Origin of the sequence: Aeromonas sp. QDB56, assembly GCF_027705505.1 — a bacterium.
Lineage (GTDB): Bacteria > Pseudomonadota > Gammaproteobacteria > Enterobacterales > Aeromonadaceae > Aeromonas > Aeromonas caviae.
Genome location: NZ_JAPDBZ010000039.1, coordinates 14,117 through 31,338 on the forward strand (window position 1 = coordinate 14,117; position 17,222 = coordinate 31,338).

The window sequence follows — 17,222 nt, forward strand, 5'->3', positions numbered from 1 at the left end:
ATGGTTTGCCGACAGGGAAGGATGTCTTTGATCGATTTCACCCACCCCGAGTGGCGCGCGCTGGCACAGCAGTTGCTGAGCGGCAGCCCCCAGGCTGTTCGCGGTCGTCAATGGCAGCCGCTCATCGGCATGCTTCGGGACAACCAGTTGCTGCTGGCCCTTGGCAATCACCACTATGAGCTCACCCCTGCCGGGCACCGCTATCTGACTCGGGAGCTGATGCTGGCGAAGATGGCCAGTGCCCCGCCGGAACCCGAGGAGTGGCTGCAATCCCACGGTTGGCAACTGGGGGAGAGGGTCAACGAGCGGGTGCTGGCGGCCCTGTATCGCAAGGGGGAGGGTCATTTCAGCCCCATCGAGCAGATCGACTTCGAAGACAAGGGGATCCGGCTTTGCAGTGATCTGCCCCTTCGTCTGCGGGCCACACGGCCGTTCAGCCTGTTTCTCAGCGGCGGCACCCTGCTGGATGCCGCCCCCTGGCTCCAGACCCTGGGGGAGGTGGCGCTGCCAGCCCGCACCCTGGCGCAGCTTGGCAAGATCCTCTGGGGAGAGGGGGAGATACAGCGGGTGATCACGACCGATGCCGTCGGCGCCTTCGCCGAGTTGCCACTGCCCGCCGACGCCCTGCTGGTCTGGTATCCCGCCGAGGATCCCGGCACGCTGGAGCCCCTGATCGCCGCCTTGCCGCCCCAGACCCTCTGGAGCCACCTCACTGCCCTGGATCCGGCCGGGGTCGACAGAGTACTGGCATTGGCCCAGCGGTTGGGGAGACCGGCGAGCTGGTGGCTGCCCCGGGATCTGGTGCCCATCAAGGCGGCCTACGGGGCTCCCCTGGGGGATGGTCGGCCCTGGGAGCCGAGCCGTATCCCCCGTGCGCTGCTGGCGCAATGCAATGATCTGGTGGAGTCGAATCGGGGTCTATCGGTCGAGGTGTGTGCCCTGGCACCGGATTGGCACGGGATTGGTTGAGGTGGCGCCGAGAAAGCGGTTTTCCCCTATGGAAGGCAGTGGTATAAAGAGCTGACGAAGCGCTCCCTGGACGGGCGCTTTTGTTTGCCAACCTACTTTGCCAGCCAACGAACTCAACGGACTACAGGGAATACCATGTTTGAAAAGGTTGTTGCCGCCCCAGCGGATCCGATCCTGGGCCTGACCGAAGCCTTCCGTGCCGACACTCGCAGCCACAAGATCAATCTGGGGGTCGGTATCTACAAGGATGAGACCGGTGCCACTCCTATCCTTCACTGCGTCAAGCAAGCCGAGCAGAAGCTCTTGACCGACGAGAAGACCAAGAACTACCTCGGTATCGAAGGCAATATCGAATACGGCCGCATCGTACAGCAACTGCTGTTCGGCCGTGATGCCGCCCTGGTGACCAGCGGCCGCGCCAAGACGGCGCAGGCGCCGGGCGGTACCGGTGCCCTGCGCATCGCCGCCGAGTTCGTGGTACGCAACAATCTCGCCAAGACCATCTGGATCTCCGATCCCACCTGGGCGAACCACGTCAGCGTGTTCCAGGCGGCCGGTTTGACCGTCAAGTGGTACAAGTACTACGACGCCGCCACCAAGGGGCTCGACTTCGCCGCCATGCAGGCCTCCCTGTCTGACGCGCAGGCGGGGGATCTGGTGCTGCTGCACGGCTGCTGCCACAACCCGACCGGTATCGACCCCACCACCGAGCAGTGGCGCGCCCTGGCCAGTCAGAGTGCTGCCGCCGGCTGGCTGCCGCTCTTTGACTTCGCCTATCAGGGCTTCGCCCGGGGTATCGAAGAGGATGCCGAAGGCCTTCGCATCTTCGCCGAGTGCCACGACGAGCTGCTGGTGGCGAGCTCCTTCTCCAAGAACTTCGGCCTCTACAACGAGCGGGTCGGCGCCTTCACTCTGGTCTGCGCGACCAAGGCGGTGGCCGACGTCGCCTTCACCCAGGTGAAGACCGTCATTCGTGCCAACTACTCCAACCCGCCGTCACATGGCGCCGCCGTTGTCACCACCGTGGTGAGCGACCCGGCCCTCTATGCGGAGTGGGTGGAAGAAGTGGCCGCCATGCGGGTGCGCATTCGCGAGATGCGCGAGCTGCTGGTGGAGAAGCTGGCCGAGCGGGGAGTGAATCAGGATTTCAGCTTCATCCGCGAACAGAACGGCATGTTCTCCTTCTCCGGTCTCTCCAAGGATCAGGTGGAGCGCCTCAAGAGCGAATTCGCCATCTACATCGTCGGCTCCGGCCGGATCAGCGTGGCAGGCATCACCCGCGCCAACATTGATCCCCTCTGCGACGCCATCGCCAAGGTGTTGTAAGAGAGAAGCATCTGCGCCCAGCGCCTTGCTTCAGCCATAAAAAGCCCGCCGACACGGCGCAATGCTGTTCACTTAAGAGAATTTGAGTTCCAGTCCACGTAGTATCAGGGCTAAAAAATGAGGGAGGCATGATGCCTCCCTCTTTCTATTGCAAGCCACGCTGGATAAAGGCTGAAGGAACATCGACTGGAAACAGCCTTGCTCCCCCAACTCAAGTCGCATTTATGAATAATTAGTCAAAAATGTGCTTATCTGAACAGCATTGCGCCGACACGGCGGGCTTTTTCATTTTCCGGCATCAGCGGCGCCGCTTGCTGCTTCCCAGCAGGGAGCCGAGCACCCCGCGCATCAGCTGGCGTCCCACCTCGTTGCCGAGGGTGCGGGCCACGCTCTTGGCGGAGGTCTGCACCACCCCGTCATGCTGGCCACCACGGGGGCCGGTGCGACCGAACAGGATGCCATTCAAGGCATCCAGCAGACCGCCGCCCTGGTTGGTCTGTGGGGAAGCGGTCTCGTCACCGGCGGCGGGCGATGTCTCTTGAAGTCGCTCGAACGCGGACTCCCTGTCCTCCTGGGTGTCGTATCTGCCGTAGAGCAATGAGCCCTGAATAAGCGCCTGGCGCTCGGCCGCGCTCAGGGGGCCGATGCGGCTGGCCGGGGGCGCGATGAAGGCGCGCTCCACCACGCTGGGCCGCCCCTTCTCGTCGAGCAGGGAGATGAGCGCCTCCCCGACCCCCAGTTCAGTGATGGCTCCGGCGGCGTCGAAGGCAGGGTTGGCCCGCAGGGTGTTGGCGGCGATGCGTACCGCCTTCTGATCGCTCGGGGTGAAGGCGCGCAGGGCGTGTTGCACTCGGTTGCCAAGCTGCCCCAGCACGCTGTCGGGGATGTCGGCCGGGCTCTGGGTCACGAAATAGACGCCCACCCCCTTGGAGCGGATGAGGCGCACCACCAGCTCAATTTTCTCCAGCAGTGCCCTGGGCGCATCCTTGAACAGCAGGTGGGCCTCGTCGAAGAAGAACACCAGCTCGGGCTTTTCCGGATCCCCTATCTCGGGCAACTGTTCGAACAGCTCGGAGAGCAGCCAGAGCAGGAAGCAGGCATAGAGGCGGCTGGACTGGGTGAGCTTGCCGGCGGCCAGCACATTGATATGGCCGTGGCCCGCCTCGTCGGTCTGCATCAGATCCTGAATGTCCAGCATGGGCTCGCCGAAGAAGTGATCGCCGCCCGCGCTCTCCAGGGTGAGGAGGTTGCGCAGGATGGCGCCGATGGAGGCGGTCGACACATTGCCGTAGCGGGTGGTGAGAGTCTTGGCGTGCTCCCCCGCAAACTGCACCATGGCCCGCAGGTCTTTGAGATCGAGCAGCAGCAACCCCTCGTCGTCCGCCACCTTGAACACCAGCTCCAGCACCCCGCTCTGGGTGTCGTTGAGGCCGAGCAGGCGTGCAAGCAACAGAGGCCCCATGTCGGAGACGGTGGCCCGCACCGGGTGGCCCTCTTCGGCGAAGAGATCCCAGAACAGGGTGGGGCTGGCGGCAAAGTCGGGTGCCTGAAGGCCGAGCTGGGCCAGACGGGCATCCAGCTTGGCAGAGGGGGTGCCGGCGGCGCCCAGGCCGCTCAGATCCCCCTTCACGTCTGCCAGAAAGACCGGCACGCCGAGGCGGGAAAACCCCTCCGCCAGCACCTGCAGGGTGACTGTCTTGCCGGTGCCGGTGGCCCCGGTGATAAGGCCGTGGCGATTGGCCATGGCGGGGAGCAGGGAGAGGGGGTTGCCATTGGCATGGGCCAGCGTGAGCGGTTCGGCCATGGTGGGCTCCTTGTTTCGAATGGGGGTCGAAAAACAACGGGTTACAAGGAGTGTGGTGGCAGAGGCAGACGATGGCAAGGCACGCCGCCCGAGACAAGGACGGCGTGCTGGCAACCTAGCGGGGGCGGGCCAGTTTGCCCAGTTGCAACAGCAGCAGGGTGAGCAAGGCGCCAGCGGCAGCGCTCAGCACCGCCAGCAGCAGGCTGCCGAGCAGGAAGGGGGGCACCAGGATAGCCGCTTCCTGCTCCAGCCAGTGCAGGGACCAGGTGAGATGGAAGGGGGCTGGCGTCTCGTTCAGCACCAGGCAACCGGTACGATAGGCGTAGAGGTACATGAAGGGGAGTGTCAGCGGGTTGTTGAACCAGACCGCCAAGAGGGCCAGCGGCAGGTTGAAGCTGAAGGCCAGCACCAGGGCGACGGCCACCAGGGAGTGCATGGGCATGGGGACCCAGCTGGCGAACAGCCCGGCCGCCACGGCGCCACAGAGGGCCCGTGTTCCCCCTTGCCAGAGGGCGGGGGTCAGCAGTCGCTCGCCAAAGAGGGCGAACCACTTCTGTTGGCGCAGGGTATCGGGGTCAATCTTGAAGCGGGCCAACCAGCGATTCAGCATGGGCGCGCCACCTTGCGTTTTTGCCACTGGCGCACCGTGCTCAGGCGCCAGCTCGCGCGAACCAGGACATAGCCGACGAGGGCGCTCAGCAGGGCAAGCACCAGGGAGCCCAGCAAGAGCGGCGGGGCCACCGTCTCGAACACCGACACCAGCCAGGCCCAGGTGAAGGTGATCTCGATGTGCTGGGAGGGGTGCCCCAGCAACTGGCAGCCCACCAGATAGGCGCCATAAAACAGCGGTGGCATGGTCAGGGGGTTGGAGAGCCAGACCAGGGCCACCGAGAGGGGCAGGTTGACCCGGCAGGCGATGGCGCCGCCAGCGGCCAGCAGCATCTGGCAGGGGAGGGGCACCCAGGCCATGAAGAGGCCGACCGCACAGGCACCGGCGGCGGAGCGCCGGTTGAGATGCCAGAGATTGGTATCCAGCAGCAGCTTGCCAAAGAGTCGCAAGTGCTTGTGTTCCTTGAGGGTCGCCGGGTCGGGTAGCCAGCGCTGTATGATTCGTTTGGGCATGTTCTGAACCTTGCTAAATACTTGCTCCATGGATCTGCGTCTGTTGTCGTTTGCCCTGGGGGCAAGCTCCTCACTGCTGTGGCCATGGCTGCCTTCATGGGAATGGGGTGGCCTGATGCTGCTGCTCGCGCTTCCTCTCGCCGGTGGTCGTTGCTGGCGGCTGCTGTTTCTGCTGCTCGGCATCCTCTGGATGCAGGTGAATTTGCACTACCGGCTTGCCTGGCTGGATCAACTTGGCAAAAAAACGAGCCACATCATAACCGCACACGTGCAAAGTACGGAGTCTTCGGGAGAGAAAGAGGGGGATAAATTTGCGCGCCTGCTGCTGCGCCTCGACACCCTGGACGATCGCCCCCTTACCGTGCCACCCCTGGTGCGGGTCAATGCCTATCAGGTGTTGCCGCCGTTGCCTGCCGGCAGCCGCGTCACCCTGGTGACCTCTCTCAAGCCGGCCCATGGCCTGGCCAACGGAGCGGGGATGGATGGGCGGCGCCTGCTCCTTGGCAAGGGGATCACCGCCACCGGCAACCTGCGCCGGGTCATCGCCCTGGATGCCGTGCCCCCGGGTGTGCGCGATCGCTGGCTGGCGGCGGCGAGTCGCGCCTGGGAGGGGATGGCGCAGGCCCCCCTGCTGGCAGCCCTCACCTTCGGGGAACAGGGGGGGATCACGGATGCCCAGTGGGAACTCTTTCGCGGCAGCGGCCTGACCCACATCATCGCCATCTCGGGCCAGCATATCGCTCTGGTGGCGGTGCTCGGCTGGTGGCTCGGGCGGCTGTTCGGGCTGCGCGGGGCTATCTGCGTGTCACTCCTGTTCGCGGCCACCTACAGCTGGCTGGCGGGGTTTGCGGTGGCCACCGAGCGTGCCCTCATCATGGTGCTGGTGTGGAGCCTGCTGCGCTGGCTAAAGCGGGACTGGCCGAGCCACCGGATCTGGCTGTGGGCCTTCGTGGTGCTGACATTGTGGGACCCTTTCGCCCTCTATTCTGCGGGGTTCTGGCTCTCTTTTCTGGCGGTGGCCCTGCTGTTGCTGGCGAGCCTGCTGCACGATCGCCCCGGCCTGGTGCGGCTGCAACTTCTGCTGCTACTCGGATTGCTGCCCCTGCAACTGCTGCTGTTCGAGGGGATGGCGCCCCTGGCGTTTCTGCTCAATCTGCTGGCACTGCCGCTGTTCTGCCTTGTCATCATTCCCCTGGCGCTCATCGGCGTGCTGGTGGCGCCCCTCTCCACGTTGCTGGCCCACGGCCTGCTCTGGGTCTCCGCCTTCGGCCTGGAGTGGGTGCTGTGGGGGCTCACGCAGCTGGCGGATCGCCTGCAGCTCTGGTGGCCGGTGCCCGGCTGGCTGATGCCCGCCAGCGCCCTGCTGATCCTGCTGTGGACGGGATGGCACCTGCCGGGAGGGCGCACCCTGGGGGGGCCGGTGGCGGCGGCCCTGCTACTCGCCCTCTGGCCTGCTCCCGCTTCCTGGCAGGTGCGGGTGCTGGACGTGGGGCAGGGGCTCTCGGTGCTCGTCACCCGGGGGGATCGGGCCATCCTGTTTGATACCGGGGATCGCTACCCCGGGGGCTACAACATGGCGGATGCGGCCATCCTGCCCCTGCTCAACCGGCTCGGCATCCGGGTGATCGACACCCTGATCATCAGCCACAGAGACAGGGATCACGCGGGCAACCGGCAGGCTCTGCTGCAGAGTATGGCGGTGCGCCGGGAGCTCTCCTCCTTCCCCTTTGGACCGGCTACCCAGGCCTGCCGCCGAGGTCAGCAGTGGCATTGGCAGGGACTGGATGTGCGGGTGCTCTGGCCCCTGGCAGCCGGGGCGGGGCGCAACAATGACAGTTGCGTGGTGCAGCTGGACGACGGGCGTCATCGGTTGCTGCTGAGCGGCGACATCGAGCAGCAGGCAGAGCGCCGCCTGCTGGCACTGGCGCTGGAGGAGGGTGAGGGCGCGGGGCTGGCCAGCACCCTGCTGGTGAGCCCGCATCATGGCAGTCGCACCTCCTCCACGGCCCCCTTCGTGGCGGCGGTGAAACCTGCCTTCGTGGTGCACAGCGCAGGCTTCATGAACCAGTGGGGCTTTCCCCGCCCCGAGGTGGTGGCGCGATACCAGGGGGCGCGGCAGTGGGTCACGGGGCAGGATGGCGCCATCCTGATCGAGCCGGGGGGCGCGGGGCTCAGGATCCGGGCCGAGCGGGAGCAGGGGCCCTGGTACAGGCGTGGCGGCCCCTGGTGGCAGCCGCAGGTATGGGGAAGGGAGTGAGGAGCCGGTGAGCCAGCCCGGCAAGTGGCGGCCTTCATTTGTGACCCGGGTTGTAGCCATCGCGCCAGCGGCGCTTGGTGTAGCTCCAAGGTTTGGCTAGAATAGCCCGTCATTTCCCTTATTAACGGCTATTCATGCAACAAGAAACCTCACAAGAGAGCTGGACCGTCTTCAAGCGCCTGCTCGGTTATGTCCGGGATCGCAAGCTGGGTCTGGTGGGCGGCATCATTGGCATGCTGGGTTATGCGGCCGTGGATACCACCTTCGTCTACTCCATCAAACCGCTCATCGACCAGGGGCTCAACGGCAACGACAGCAGCGTGCTCAAGTGGATGCCCTTCTTCGTCCTCGGCATCGTGGCTCTGCGCGGCTGCGCCGCCTTCCTCTCCAACTACTGCATGGCCTGGGTCGGCAACCACGTGGTGATGCGCCTGCAGCAGCAGGTGTTCAGCCACCTGATGGCCATGCCCATGAGCTTCTTCGACCGCCAGAACACCGGCAACCTGCTCTCCAAGGTGACCTATGACGCCGGTCAGGTGTCGTCCGCCGCGAGCTCGACCCTGGTCTCCCTGGTGCGGGAAGGGGCCACCGTCATCGGCCTGCTGGGCCTGATGTTCTGGCACTCCTGGCAGTTGTCGGTGATCTTCCTGGTGGTGGGGCCCCTGGTCGGGATCCTCATCAGCATCATCAGCCGACGTTTTCGCAAGATAAGCCGCCACATCCAGCAGGCAGTGGGTGACATCACCACCTCCACCGAGCAGATGCTCAAGGGGCACAAAGAGGTGCTGATGTTCGGGGGCCAGGAGGTGGAGGACAAGCGCTTCTACCAGGTGAGCAACCGGATGCGCCAGCAGACCATGAAGATGGTCGCCGCCGACGCCATCGGCAGCCCCATCGTCCAGATGGTGGCCTCCGTGGCCCTTGCGGTCTTCCTCTATGTCGCCACCATCGACAGCGTCAAGGCGACCCTGACCGCGGGCACCTTCACCGTCATGGTCACTTCCATGATGATGCTGCTCAAGCCGCTGAAAAGCCTGACCGACGTGAACAACCAGTTCCAGCGCGGCATCACCGCCTGCCAGAGCCTGTTCGGTCTGCTGGACTCCACCCCGGAGCAGGACACCGGCACCCGCACCCTGGAACGTGCCCGAGGTGAAATCGAGTTTCGCAACGTCACCTTCACCTACCCGACCAAGGAGACACCGGCGCTGCGCAACATCAGCTTCAAGGTGGAGGCGGGCAAATCGGTGGCCCTGGTGGGTCGTTCCGGCTCCGGCAAGAGCACCATCGCGAGCCTTCTGACCCGCTTCTATGACATCGAAGAGGGGGAAATTCTGCTGGATGGCGTCAACATCCGCGAATACCGCCTGAGCGAGCTGCGCAAGCAATACGCCCTGGTCTCCCAGCACGTGCACCTCTTCAACGACTCGGTGGCCAACAACATCGCCTACGCGGCGGAAGAGAAGTACAGCCGCGACGAGATCAAGCAGGCGGCCCGCATCGCCCATGCGGACGACTTCGTCAGCAAGATGCCGGAAGGCTATGACACCGTCATCGGCGAGAACGGCGCCTCCCTCTCCGGCGGCCAGCGCCAGCGCATCGCCATCGCCCGCGCCCTGCTGCGGGACTCTCCGGTGTTGCTGCTGGACGAGGCCACCTCGGCCCTGGACACCGAGTCCGAGCGCCACATCCAGGCGGCCATCGACGAGCTCTGCAAGGCGCGCACTTCCCTCGTGATCGCCCACCGCCTCTCCACCATCGAGAAGGCGGACGAGATCCTGGTGATCGACGAGGGACACATCGTCGAGCGCGGCAACCACCAAACCCTGATGGACATGCATGGTACTTATGCCCAGCTGCGGGCCATTCAGTTTGGTAATACAGCCACGGGTAACAAGGGCTGATGCTGGCCAGACTCTGGTACGGGAACAGCCTCTGGCGCTGGGGGCTGGCCCCCTTCGCCCTGCTGTTTGCCCTGATCAGCGGCGTCCGCCGTCTGGGGTATCGCCGGGGCTGGCTCAGCGCCTATCGGGCCACCCTGCCGGTGGTGGTGGTGGGCAATCTCTCGGTGGGGGGCAACGGCAAGACCCCGGTGGTGGTCTGGCTGGTGGAACAACTCCAGGCCCGGGGCTGGCGCCCCGGCGTGGTCAGCCGCGGCTATGGCGGCAAGGCGCCCCATTACCCCTATCGACTGGATGAGAGCAGTACCCCGGCCGAGGCCGGGGATGAGCCCGTGCTCATCGCAAGGCGCTGCGGCTGCCCCGTGGCGGTGGCCCCCAGACGGGCCGATGCGGTGCGGTTGCTGGAGCAAAGCGGTGAGGTGGACATCATCGTCACCGACGACGGCCTGCAGCACTATGCCCTGGCCCGTGACATTGAACTGGTGGTAGTGGACGGTGCGCGCCGCTTTGGCAATGGCTGTCTGCTGCCCATGGGGCCGCTGCGCGAGCCCACGACCCGCCTCAAGCGGGTGGACGCCATCATCTGCAACGGCGGCGAACCCGCCCGTGGCGAGTACGCCATGCGCCTGGTGCCGGATACCCTGCGCCGGGTGTGCGACGATGCGCCTCTCACGGCCCCCCTCTCGGGGCCGGTGGATGCCCTGGCGGGCATCGGCCATCCCCCCCGTTTCTTCGCCACCTTGACCGCCCTTGGTTACGAGTTGGTGCAGAGCGTCGGCTACGGGGATCACCAGGCGTTCGACGCCGCCGAGCTGCTGGCCCGCTTCGGCCAGCGCCCCTTGCTGATGACCGAGAAGGATGCGGTCAAGTGCCGCCCCTTCGCCCCGGACAACTGGTGGTATCTGCCGGTCAGCGCCGAGCTGCCCGATGCCCTGGGGGAGGCGCTGCTGCGCACCCTGGGCCCGCAGCCCGGGGGGGACAAGCACCAGGCGCCCTGACGGGGCGCCACCGGATTGGAACAGACGGCCAGTGCCCGGACTCGGGGGCTGGCCCTGCACATTGACATGCCAGGCAAGATCGCCTGTGGGAAATCGTTAAAGGAGTTTCGTTGTGGCACTGGATATTAAACTGCTCGACATCATCGCCTGCCCGGTCTGCAAGGGGAAACTGCACTATCAAGCGCACGCCGAGGGCCCTCAGGAGCTCATCTGCCGCTTCGACAGACTGGCCTATCCCCTGGAGGAGGGGATCCCGGTGCTGCTGGAGAACCGGGCCCGTCACCTGGCGCTGGAAGAGCTGAAGCCATGAGTTTCGTCGTCGTCATTCCTGCCCGTTACGCCTCCACCCGGCTGCCGGGCAAGCCGCTGGCCGACATTCACGGCAAGCCCATGGTGCAGCACGTGGTGGAGAAGGCCCTGCAATCGGGCGCCGATCGGGTGATCGTCGCCACCGATGATGAGCGGGTCCAGCAGACTCTGGCTCCCTTTGCCGCCGCTGCCGGGTTCGAGGTGTGCATGACCTCACCGGATCACCAGTCCGGCACCGAGCGTCTGGCCGAGGTGTGCCGTCACTACGGCTTTGCCGCCGACACCATCATCGTCAACGTGCAGGGGGACGAGCCCCTCATTCCCCCCGTCATCATCCGCCAGGTGGCGGACAACCTGGCCGCGGCCAGCGCGCCCATGGCGACGCTGTCGGTGCCGATCAGGGATGCCGAAGAGGCGTTCAATCCCAATGCCGTCAAGGTGGTGACCGACCGGGAGGGGTATGCCCTCTATTTCAGTCGCGCCAGCATCCCCTGGGATCGGGACCGCTTTGCGGCCAGCGATCGCGTTGCGGGGAGCCGCGAGCAGATTGGCGATCACTACCAGCGCCACATCGGCATCTACGCCTATCGCGCAGGCTTCATCCAGCGTTACGTGGACTGGGCACCGAGCGTGCTCGAGCAGGTCGAAGCCCTGGAGCAGCTGCGGGTGCTCTGGTACGGGGAGAAGATCCACGTGGCCCAGGCGCTGCAAGCCCCGCCGGTGGGGGTGGACACCCAGGCCGATCTCGACAAGGTGCGAGCGCTGCTGGCCGGTTGAGGCTGGCGGAACGGCTTTGATGCAACACGGCGCCCCAGGGCGCCGTTTTTTAATTGATTCTTTGTATAATAATTTGATTTAAAAAGGATTTTACGAGCAATTTCAAACTTTTCCCGCCCATGGTTTGCCAAATCATCGAGTTTGGTTATGATGCAAGACGCCGTGTTAACCCTAACTGGCATATAACGAGATAAAAAACGGGGTGTTTGGGTGATTAATGTATTCCTGGTCGATGATCATGAGTTGGTGCGTACAGGGATAAGACGCATTTTGGAAGACGTCCGCGGGATCAAGGTGGTGGGCGAGGCGCAGAGCGGGGAAACCGCAGTGGCCTTCTGTCGGCAACATCACCCCGATGTGATCCTGATGGACATGAACATGCCGGGCATCGGCGGTCTGGAAGCGACCCGCAAGATCCTGCGGATCCGCCCCGATGTACGCATCATAGTGCTGACCATTCATTCAGAAAATCCGTTCCCCACCAAGGTGATGCAGGCGGGCGCCGCCGGGTACCTCACCAAGGGGGCCGCGCCGGACGAGATGATCCACGCCATTCGCCTGGTTCACTCCGGTCAGCGCTACATCTCCCCGGAGATCGCCCAGCAGATGGCCCTGAGCCAGTTCGCCTCCGCCGACGAGAACCCCTTCAAGTCCCTCTCCGAGCGGGAGCTGCAGATCATGATGATGATCACCAAGGGGCAGAAGGTGACCGACATATCCGAGCAGCTCAACCTGAGCCCGAAGACGGTCAATAGCTACCGCTATCGCCTGTTCAGCAAGCTGGGGATCAACGGTGACGTGGAGCTGACCCATCTGGCCATTCGTTACGGCATGCTGGATGCCGATACCCTGTAACGGGGGCGTGTGGACACCAAAGGCGGCACCGGCCGCCTTTTGCTTTTTGCAGGTTGTGGGCAGTATGCTCTCCCCGTCTTTTTGCATTCATCCGTTGAGTCGAGTTGCCGATGACCCTCTCTCCCGAGCCCCATTTTGACAGCAAGGCGTTTCTGAGCGCCGTCACCCACCAGAGCGGTGTCTACCGCATGTACGACAGCGGCGGCACCGTCATCTACGTGGGCAAGGCCAAGGATCTCAAGAAACGGCTCGCCTCCTACTTTCGGGCCAATGTCGACAGCATCAAGACCCGCACCCTGGTGCGCCAGATTGCCGATGTGCAGGTAACGGTCACCCACACCGAGACCGAGGCGCTGATCCTCGAGCACAACCTCATCAAGCAGTACCAGCCCCGCTACAACGTGCTGCTGCGGGATGACAAGTCCTACCCCTGGATCATCATCACCGACCATCGGCACCCGCGCATCGGCGTCCATCGCGGCGCCCGCAAGGTGAAGGGGGAGTATTTCGGCCCTTACCCCTCCGGCGGCGCGGTACGCGAGAGCCTGCACCTGATGCAGAAGATCTTCCCGGTGCGTCAGTGCGAGGATGCCGTCTATGCCAACCGTACCCGCCCCTGCCTGCTCTACCAGCTCAAGCGCTGCGCCGGCCCCTGCGTGGCGGGGCTGGTGAGCGAGGCCGAGTATGCCCAGCAGGTGGCGCTGGCCAAGCTGTTCCTCGCGGGCAAGAACCAGCAGGTGATCGGCGAACTGGTGGGCAAGATGGAGTCCGCCAGCGGCGATCTGCGCTTCGAGGAGGCGGCCCGCTACCGGGATCAGATCCAGGCCCTGCGCCGGGTCACCGAGCAGCAGTCGGTGAGCGGCAACGTGCTGGACGAGCTCGACGTGGTGGGGGTGGCCTTCGAGCAGGGGACCGCCTGCATCCACGTGCTCTTCATCCGCCAGGGCAAGGTGCTGGGATCGCGCAGCTACTTCCCGAAAGTGCCGGCCGATACCCCGCTTGACGAGGTGGTGCAATCCTTCCTGCTGCAGTTCTATCTGTCGGGACAGGGGGGACGGCAGATCCCGAGCGAGGTGCTGCTGGACGTGGCGCTGGAGGATGAGAGCGTCATCGCCGACACCCTGAGCCAGACCGCCGGCTACAAGGTGCGGGTGGTGAGCCGGACGCGCAGCGAGCGGGCCCGCTTCATCAAGCTCGCCTCCATCAACGCCCAGACCGCGCTGCGCTCGCGCCTCGCCCACAAGAGCACCATCACCGCCCGTTACGATCAGCTGGAGGAGCTGCTGGAGCTCGAGAGCCCCATCGCCCGCATGGAGTGCTTCGATATCTCCCACACCATGGGGGAGCGCACCGTGGCCTCCTGCGTGGTGTTCAACCGGGAGGGGCCGCTCTCCTCGGAATACCGCCGCTTCAACATCGACGGTATCACCGGCGGGGATGACTACGCCGCCATGGAGCAGGCGCTGGAGCGTCGCTTTGGCAAGCAGCAGGAGCCGGACAAGGTGCCGGATGTGCTCTTCATCGACGGCGGTCTCGGCCAGTTGCGCCGCGCGGAGGAGATCCTGGCACGCCAGCTGGAGTTTCTCGGTGGCAAATACCCGCTGCTGGTGGGCATCGCCAAGGGGGTGACCCGCAAGGCGGGGTTGGAAACCCTGATCCTGGGGGACAGCCACGAAGAGCTGCATTTGCCGGCGGACATGCCCGCTTTGCACCTGATTCAGCACATTCGCGACGAATCCCACCGCTTTGCCATCACGGGCCACCGGGCCAGGCGGGCAAAGGCCCGCACCACCAGTACCCTGGAAGAGATTCCCGGGGTGGGGCCGAAACGGCGGCAGGCGCTGCTCAAATACCTGGGGGGTTTGCAGGAGGTGAAAAAAGCCGGGGTGGACGAGCTCGCCAAGGTGCCCGGCATCAGCCAGGAGCTGGCCCAGTCCATCCACGACGCATTGCACTCGCTCTAGCGTTGCCTTTGGTGTGAAGGAGGTCACGCCAGGGGGCATCAGGGCGTGCCGCCTGCGCACAAGAGCCGTGACGCAGGGGGCTCCCAAATGCCATAATGACCGGCATCCTGAGGTTATTGATGGATTAATGGACCAAGGCGGGCGCCAGTTCGGTTGCATCCGCGATCGGCTTGGGGCTACCATGTAGCGGCATACAAGAAGTGGCTGAAAATAATGACAAATATTCCTAACCTGCTGACGTTCTTTCGGATTTTGCTCATCCCCGTCTTCGTCATCCTGTTCTACCTTCCCTATCAGTGGTCCTACATGGCGGCGGCCATCGTCTTCATCCTGGCGGCCGCAACCGACTGGTTTGACGGCTATCTTGCCCGCAAGCTGAACCAGTCCACCGCCTTTGGCGCCTTCCTCGATCCGGTGGCCGACAAGATCATGGTGGCGGCGGCCCTGGTGGTCATCGTCGAGCACTACAACACCGTCTGGGTCACCATCCCCGCCATGACCATGATTGGCCGGGAGATCATCATCTCCGCCCTGCGTGAATGGATGGCCGAGCTTGGCAAGCGCTCCTCGGTGGCGGTCAGCTGGATTGGCAAATGGAAGACCATGATCCAGATGGTGTCGCTCACCGGTCTCATCTGGCAGTACGACATCTGGATGGTGTGGCTCGCCTATGTGCTGCTCTACGTGGCCACCGTGCTCACCTTCTGGTCCATGTTCCAGTACATGAAGGCTGCCTGGGGCGATCTCAGCTACCACTCCCGGTTCTAGTCCCGACGGGAAGATGGCCGTTTCTCTGCCACTGGCGCCGAGAAACGGCCATGAGCGCCAAAAGTGTGGGACAAGGGTAAAAAACACCCGAACGATCAGCGTATTAAATGTTTTTGGTTGACTGGGCGGGGAACATCGCTAGAATGCGTTCTCACAGTCAGGCAGTCAGCCAGACCGATGCGGGAATAGCTCAGTTGGTAGAGCACGACCTTGCCAAGGTCGGGGTCGCGAGTTCGAGTCTCGTTTCCCGCTCCAAATTCAGACAATAGAGAGTTTCTCTCTTTTGCATGGCGCGTTAGCAAAGCGGTTATGCAGCGGATTGCAAATCCGTTTAGTCCGGTTCGACTCCGGAACGTGCCTCCATATTGACAAGCCCGCCCGCGGACTTGATACCGATTGCGGTGCCTGAGTGGTGAAATCGGTAGACACAAGGGATTTAAAATCCCTCGACGTTCGCGTCGTGCCGGTTCGATTCCGGCCTCAGGCACCATTAAAAATCCTGTCTGGTCAACAGGTTAGCGTGGCAAGTGCGGCGCTAGAAACCCCCAAAGCTGCGGTTAAAACACTCCCTAAAGCGAAATTACGCGAAAGAGGTTTTAACCATCATGGCGAAAGTCAGAACAGTAGTTGGTAAGCGCGGCAAAACATACCGCGTTCAGTTCATGCGGAACGGCGAGAAAATCGACCGTTCTTTTTCGCGTCTCAAAGAAGCTGAGCTATTCCTGGCTCGCATCACCGCATCCGATGACTTGGCAGACGCTTTAACAAGCGTGGCCTTGAACACCACCACCTTATCCGAAGTCGTTAGGCAGTATCTCGACCAGTACAATGGCCGCGATAGTTCAGGCATTACGCGCACCCAATGGTGGGCAGAGCGCCTTGGCGACAAGCCTATGGGCAAAATCCAGCGCCAGCACGTTAAGGCCGCACTCGATGCGCTCGCCAAGGACGGCAAAGCTGATTCCACCTTGAACCGCTATAAAGCGGCCCTTTCCTCCGTGTTCGAGTGGTTTAACGACGAGCACGACACCAAACACAATCCCGCTAGAGAAGTTCGCCAGCGAACCGAAGACAACGGTAGAACCAGAGCCCTGTCTGATGACGAGTTGGCCCGCCTACTGGCCGCAGCCAAGGCCAGCAAGTGGGACCGCCTGCACTTGCTGATCTCAATGGCCGTCTTTACTGGTGCTCGCCGTAGTGAGCTGCTGGGGCTGAAATGGTCAGATGTAGACCTCAAGGCCAGAACCGCTCACCTTTCCCGCACCAAGAACGGCACACAACGAGTGCTGACCCTTCCCCCCGCCCTGATTCAAGAGCTGATGAAGTTCAGACAAGTGGGCGACGCTTACCTATTCCCGCACACCAGCAAGCTGCACGGGCCATTTCAGTACTTTGACCACCATTGGAAAGCCTGCCTTATCGAGGCCGAGGTCGCCGACTTCCGCTTTCACGATCTGCGGCACAGTTGCGCCTCGATGCTCGCCAAGAGCGGAGCCAGCCTGTTAGAGATCGCCCAGGTACTTGGGCACAAATCTATCACCATGACGGCGCGTTACAGCCATCTGTGCAACGGCCATAAGCAACAGCTAACCGACAGCGTGTTCGGAGGCATTGCCCTATGAACTACCTGAGCCATAACCCACAGAAAGGGACGCTGACCGCGCACAGATCGAAGCGTGAGCGCGCCCAATGGTGCGAGAGTACGGGAGCCGCCCCCATCACCATGGAGCAAGCCAAGGCGCTTAGGCCCACGTGGAATGCCGCCGACTGGCGAAGGTTTACCGCCCTGACTGATTACCAGGACTAGAAAGAAGAAGCCTCCGCAACTGTTCCAGCAGTTGCGGAGGCATGGAACACAACCGATGAGGACACATCGACTATGAACACCACAAGTTTACCCGCCATCCGCGCCGCACAGCAAGCAGGCCGTGCCGCCGTAATCGCCTACCGTGCAGGATTCCACCAAGAGGCCGCCATTCTCTGGCGAGCCGCCATTTCTGTAATCGCCAAAGGGAAAACCCAATGAATAACACCGACGCAATCATCCAGTTTGTCACCTTCCTTATGGAGGGTGGCCAGCCGTTCATGTCAGAGGTGCGTATTCCGGTGAAGTTGAACAGCCATTCCGGCCAACGTGAACACCCTGATCCTTAACGCGCTCACGTCATCTCG

The 17,222-nt window shown here is 63.4% G+C and carries 16 protein-coding genes and 3 tRNA genes; 16 read left to right on the forward strand and 3 right to left on the reverse strand.

The window, feature by feature from the left end:
* Positions 1-27: 27 nt before the first annotated feature.
* Both OKB81_RS08615 and OKB81_RS08620 read left to right on the forward strand, forming a co-directional pair.
* Entirely contained in the window at positions 28-969 is a 942-nt protein-coding gene (locus OKB81_RS08615; protein WP_162726181.1) for a hypothetical protein, read from the forward strand.
* 135 nt (positions 970-1,104) lie between these two features.
* A complete protein-coding gene (locus OKB81_RS08620) occupies positions 1,105-2,295 on the forward strand; it encodes an amino acid aminotransferase (protein WP_041213134.1) in 1,191 nt (396 codons plus the stop codon).
* A gap of 298 nt (positions 2,296-2,593) precedes the next feature.
* Here OKB81_RS08620 and OKB81_RS08625 read toward each other — a convergent pair whose 3' ends face one another.
* The 3 genes from OKB81_RS08625 to OKB81_RS08635 all read right to left on the reverse strand — a co-directional run bounded on the left by OKB81_RS08625 (position 2,594) and on the right by OKB81_RS08635 (position 5,221).
* Positions 2,594-4,099: a helicase HerA-like domain-containing protein gene (locus tag OKB81_RS08625; RefSeq protein ID WP_270664763.1), complete on the reverse strand. Its 1,506-nt coding sequence runs from the start codon at positions 4,097-4,099 to the stop codon at positions 2,594-2,596.
* A 115-nt stretch (positions 4,100-4,214) separates the two neighbouring features.
* On the reverse strand, positions 4,215-4,709 hold the full coding sequence (locus OKB81_RS08630) for a DUF2062 domain-containing protein (RefSeq protein ID WP_102948610.1): 495 nt from the start codon (positions 4,707-4,709) through the stop codon (positions 4,215-4,217).
* Positions 4,703-5,221 carry a DUF2062 domain-containing protein gene (locus OKB81_RS08635; RefSeq protein WP_103859003.1) on the reverse strand — a complete coding sequence of 173 codons (519 nt, stop codon included), beginning with the start codon at positions 5,219-5,221 and terminating at the stop codon, positions 4,703-4,705. The genes OKB81_RS08630 and OKB81_RS08635 overlap by 7 nt, the downstream gene beginning before the upstream one ends.
* A 115-nt stretch (positions 5,222-5,336) precedes the next feature.
* On the opposite strand from OKB81_RS08635, the gene OKB81_RS08640 reads away from it, so the two are divergent.
* The 14 genes from OKB81_RS08640 (at position 5,337) to OKB81_RS08705 (ending at position 17,204) form a co-directional block, all read left to right on the forward strand.
* Positions 5,337-7,478, forward strand: a complete 2,142-nt coding sequence (locus OKB81_RS08640; RefSeq protein ID WP_270664760.1) for a DNA internalization-related competence protein ComEC/Rec2 — start codon at positions 5,337-5,339, stop codon at positions 7,476-7,478.
* 134 nt (positions 7,479-7,612) lie between these two features.
* On the forward strand, positions 7,613-9,382 hold the full coding sequence (gene msbA / locus OKB81_RS08645; RefSeq protein WP_010675235.1) for a lipid A ABC transporter ATP-binding protein/permease MsbA: 1,770 nt from the start codon (positions 7,613-7,615) through the stop codon (positions 9,380-9,382).
* A complete protein-coding gene (gene lpxK / locus OKB81_RS08650) occupies positions 9,382-10,377 on the forward strand; it encodes a tetraacyldisaccharide 4'-kinase (protein WP_041213130.1) in 996 nt (331 codons plus the stop codon). The genes msbA and lpxK overlap by 1 nt, the downstream gene beginning before the upstream one ends.
* Positions 10,378-10,489: 112 nt before the next feature.
* The gene (locus OKB81_RS08655; RefSeq protein ID WP_010675233.1) at positions 10,490-10,687 is read left to right on the forward strand and encodes a Trm112 family protein; all 198 of its coding nucleotides are present in this window, start codon (positions 10,490-10,492) and stop codon (positions 10,685-10,687) included.
* Positions 10,684-11,463 (forward strand): 3-deoxy-manno-octulosonate cytidylyltransferase, encoded by a 780-nt coding sequence (gene kdsB, locus OKB81_RS08660; protein WP_160837878.1) that lies wholly within the window; start codon positions 10,684-10,686, stop codon positions 11,461-11,463. The genes OKB81_RS08655 and kdsB overlap by 4 nt, the downstream gene beginning before the upstream one ends.
* 210 nt (positions 11,464-11,673) lie before the next feature.
* Entirely contained in the window at positions 11,674-12,318 is a 645-nt protein-coding gene (gene uvrY / locus OKB81_RS08665) for a UvrY/SirA/GacA family response regulator transcription factor (protein WP_010675231.1), read from the forward strand.
* Positions 12,319-12,428: 110 nt separating this feature from the next.
* Positions 12,429-14,282: an excinuclease ABC subunit UvrC gene (gene uvrC / locus OKB81_RS08670; protein ID WP_039040279.1), complete on the forward strand. Its 1,854-nt coding sequence runs from the start codon at positions 12,429-12,431 to the stop codon at positions 14,280-14,282.
* A 213-nt stretch (positions 14,283-14,495) separates the two neighbouring features.
* Complete coding sequence (gene pgsA / locus OKB81_RS08675; RefSeq protein WP_010675229.1) at positions 14,496-15,050, forward strand: CDP-diacylglycerol--glycerol-3-phosphate 3-phosphatidyltransferase; 555 nt, start codon at positions 14,496-14,498, stop codon at positions 15,048-15,050.
* Between the two features lie 179 nt (positions 15,051-15,229).
* Positions 15,230-15,305: transfer RNA gene (locus tag OKB81_RS08680), tRNA-Gly, on the forward strand.
* 34 nt (positions 15,306-15,339) lie between these two features.
* Positions 15,340-15,413: transfer RNA gene (locus OKB81_RS08685), tRNA-Cys, on the forward strand.
* Between the two features lie 40 nt (positions 15,414-15,453).
* Positions 15,454-15,540 (forward strand) — tRNA-Leu (locus OKB81_RS08690).
* A 115-nt stretch (positions 15,541-15,655) separates the two neighbouring features.
* Positions 15,656-16,672 (forward strand): tyrosine-type recombinase/integrase, encoded by a 1,017-nt coding sequence (locus OKB81_RS08695; protein ID WP_270674794.1) that lies wholly within the window; start codon positions 15,656-15,658, stop codon positions 16,670-16,672.
* 257 nt (positions 16,673-16,929) lie between these two features.
* A complete protein-coding gene (locus tag OKB81_RS08700) occupies positions 16,930-17,076 on the forward strand; it encodes a hypothetical protein (RefSeq protein WP_270674791.1) in 147 nt (48 codons plus the stop codon).
* Entirely contained in the window at positions 17,073-17,204 is a 132-nt protein-coding gene (locus OKB81_RS08705) for a hypothetical protein (protein ID WP_270805206.1), read from the forward strand. Before OKB81_RS08700 ends, OKB81_RS08705 begins: the two co-directional genes overlap by 4 nt.
* The last annotated feature ends 18 nt before the right edge of the window (positions 17,205-17,222 follow it).

Coding starts and splice junctions, on each gene's coding strand:
- OKB81_RS08705 (WP_270805206.1), top strand. CDS start 17,073: ATGAATAACACCGACGCAATCATCCAGTTTGTCACCTTCCTTATGGAG.
- OKB81_RS08635 (WP_103859003.1), bottom strand. CDS start 5,221: ATGCCCAAACGAATCATACAGCGCTGGCTACCCGACCCGGCGACCCTC.
- OKB81_RS08620 (WP_041213134.1), top strand. CDS start 1,105: ATGTTTGAAAAGGTTGTTGCCGCCCCAGCGGATCCGATCCTGGGCCTG.
- OKB81_RS08625 (WP_270664763.1), bottom strand. CDS start 4,099: ATGGCCGAACCGCTCACGCTGGCCCATGCCAATGGCAACCCCCTCTCC.
- pgsA (WP_010675229.1), top strand. CDS start 14,496: ATGACAAATATTCCTAACCTGCTGACGTTCTTTCGGATTTTGCTCATC.
- OKB81_RS08640 (WP_270664760.1), top strand. CDS start 5,337: ATGCTGCTGCTCGCGCTTCCTCTCGCCGGTGGTCGTTGCTGGCGGCTG.
- OKB81_RS08630 (WP_102948610.1), bottom strand. CDS start 4,709: ATGCTGAATCGCTGGTTGGCCCGCTTCAAGATTGACCCCGATACCCTG.
- kdsB (WP_160837878.1), top strand. CDS start 10,684: ATGAGTTTCGTCGTCGTCATTCCTGCCCGTTACGCCTCCACCCGGCTG.
- lpxK (WP_041213130.1), top strand. CDS start 9,382: ATGCTGGCCAGACTCTGGTACGGGAACAGCCTCTGGCGCTGGGGGCTG.
- OKB81_RS08700 (WP_270674791.1), top strand. CDS start 16,930: ATGAACACCACAAGTTTACCCGCCATCCGCGCCGCACAGCAAGCAGGC.
- OKB81_RS08695 (WP_270674794.1), top strand. CDS start 15,656: ATGGCGAAAGTCAGAACAGTAGTTGGTAAGCGCGGCAAAACATACCGC.
- msbA (WP_010675235.1), top strand. CDS start 7,613: ATGCAACAAGAAACCTCACAAGAGAGCTGGACCGTCTTCAAGCGCCTG.
- uvrC (WP_039040279.1), top strand. CDS start 12,429: ATGACCCTCTCTCCCGAGCCCCATTTTGACAGCAAGGCGTTTCTGAGC.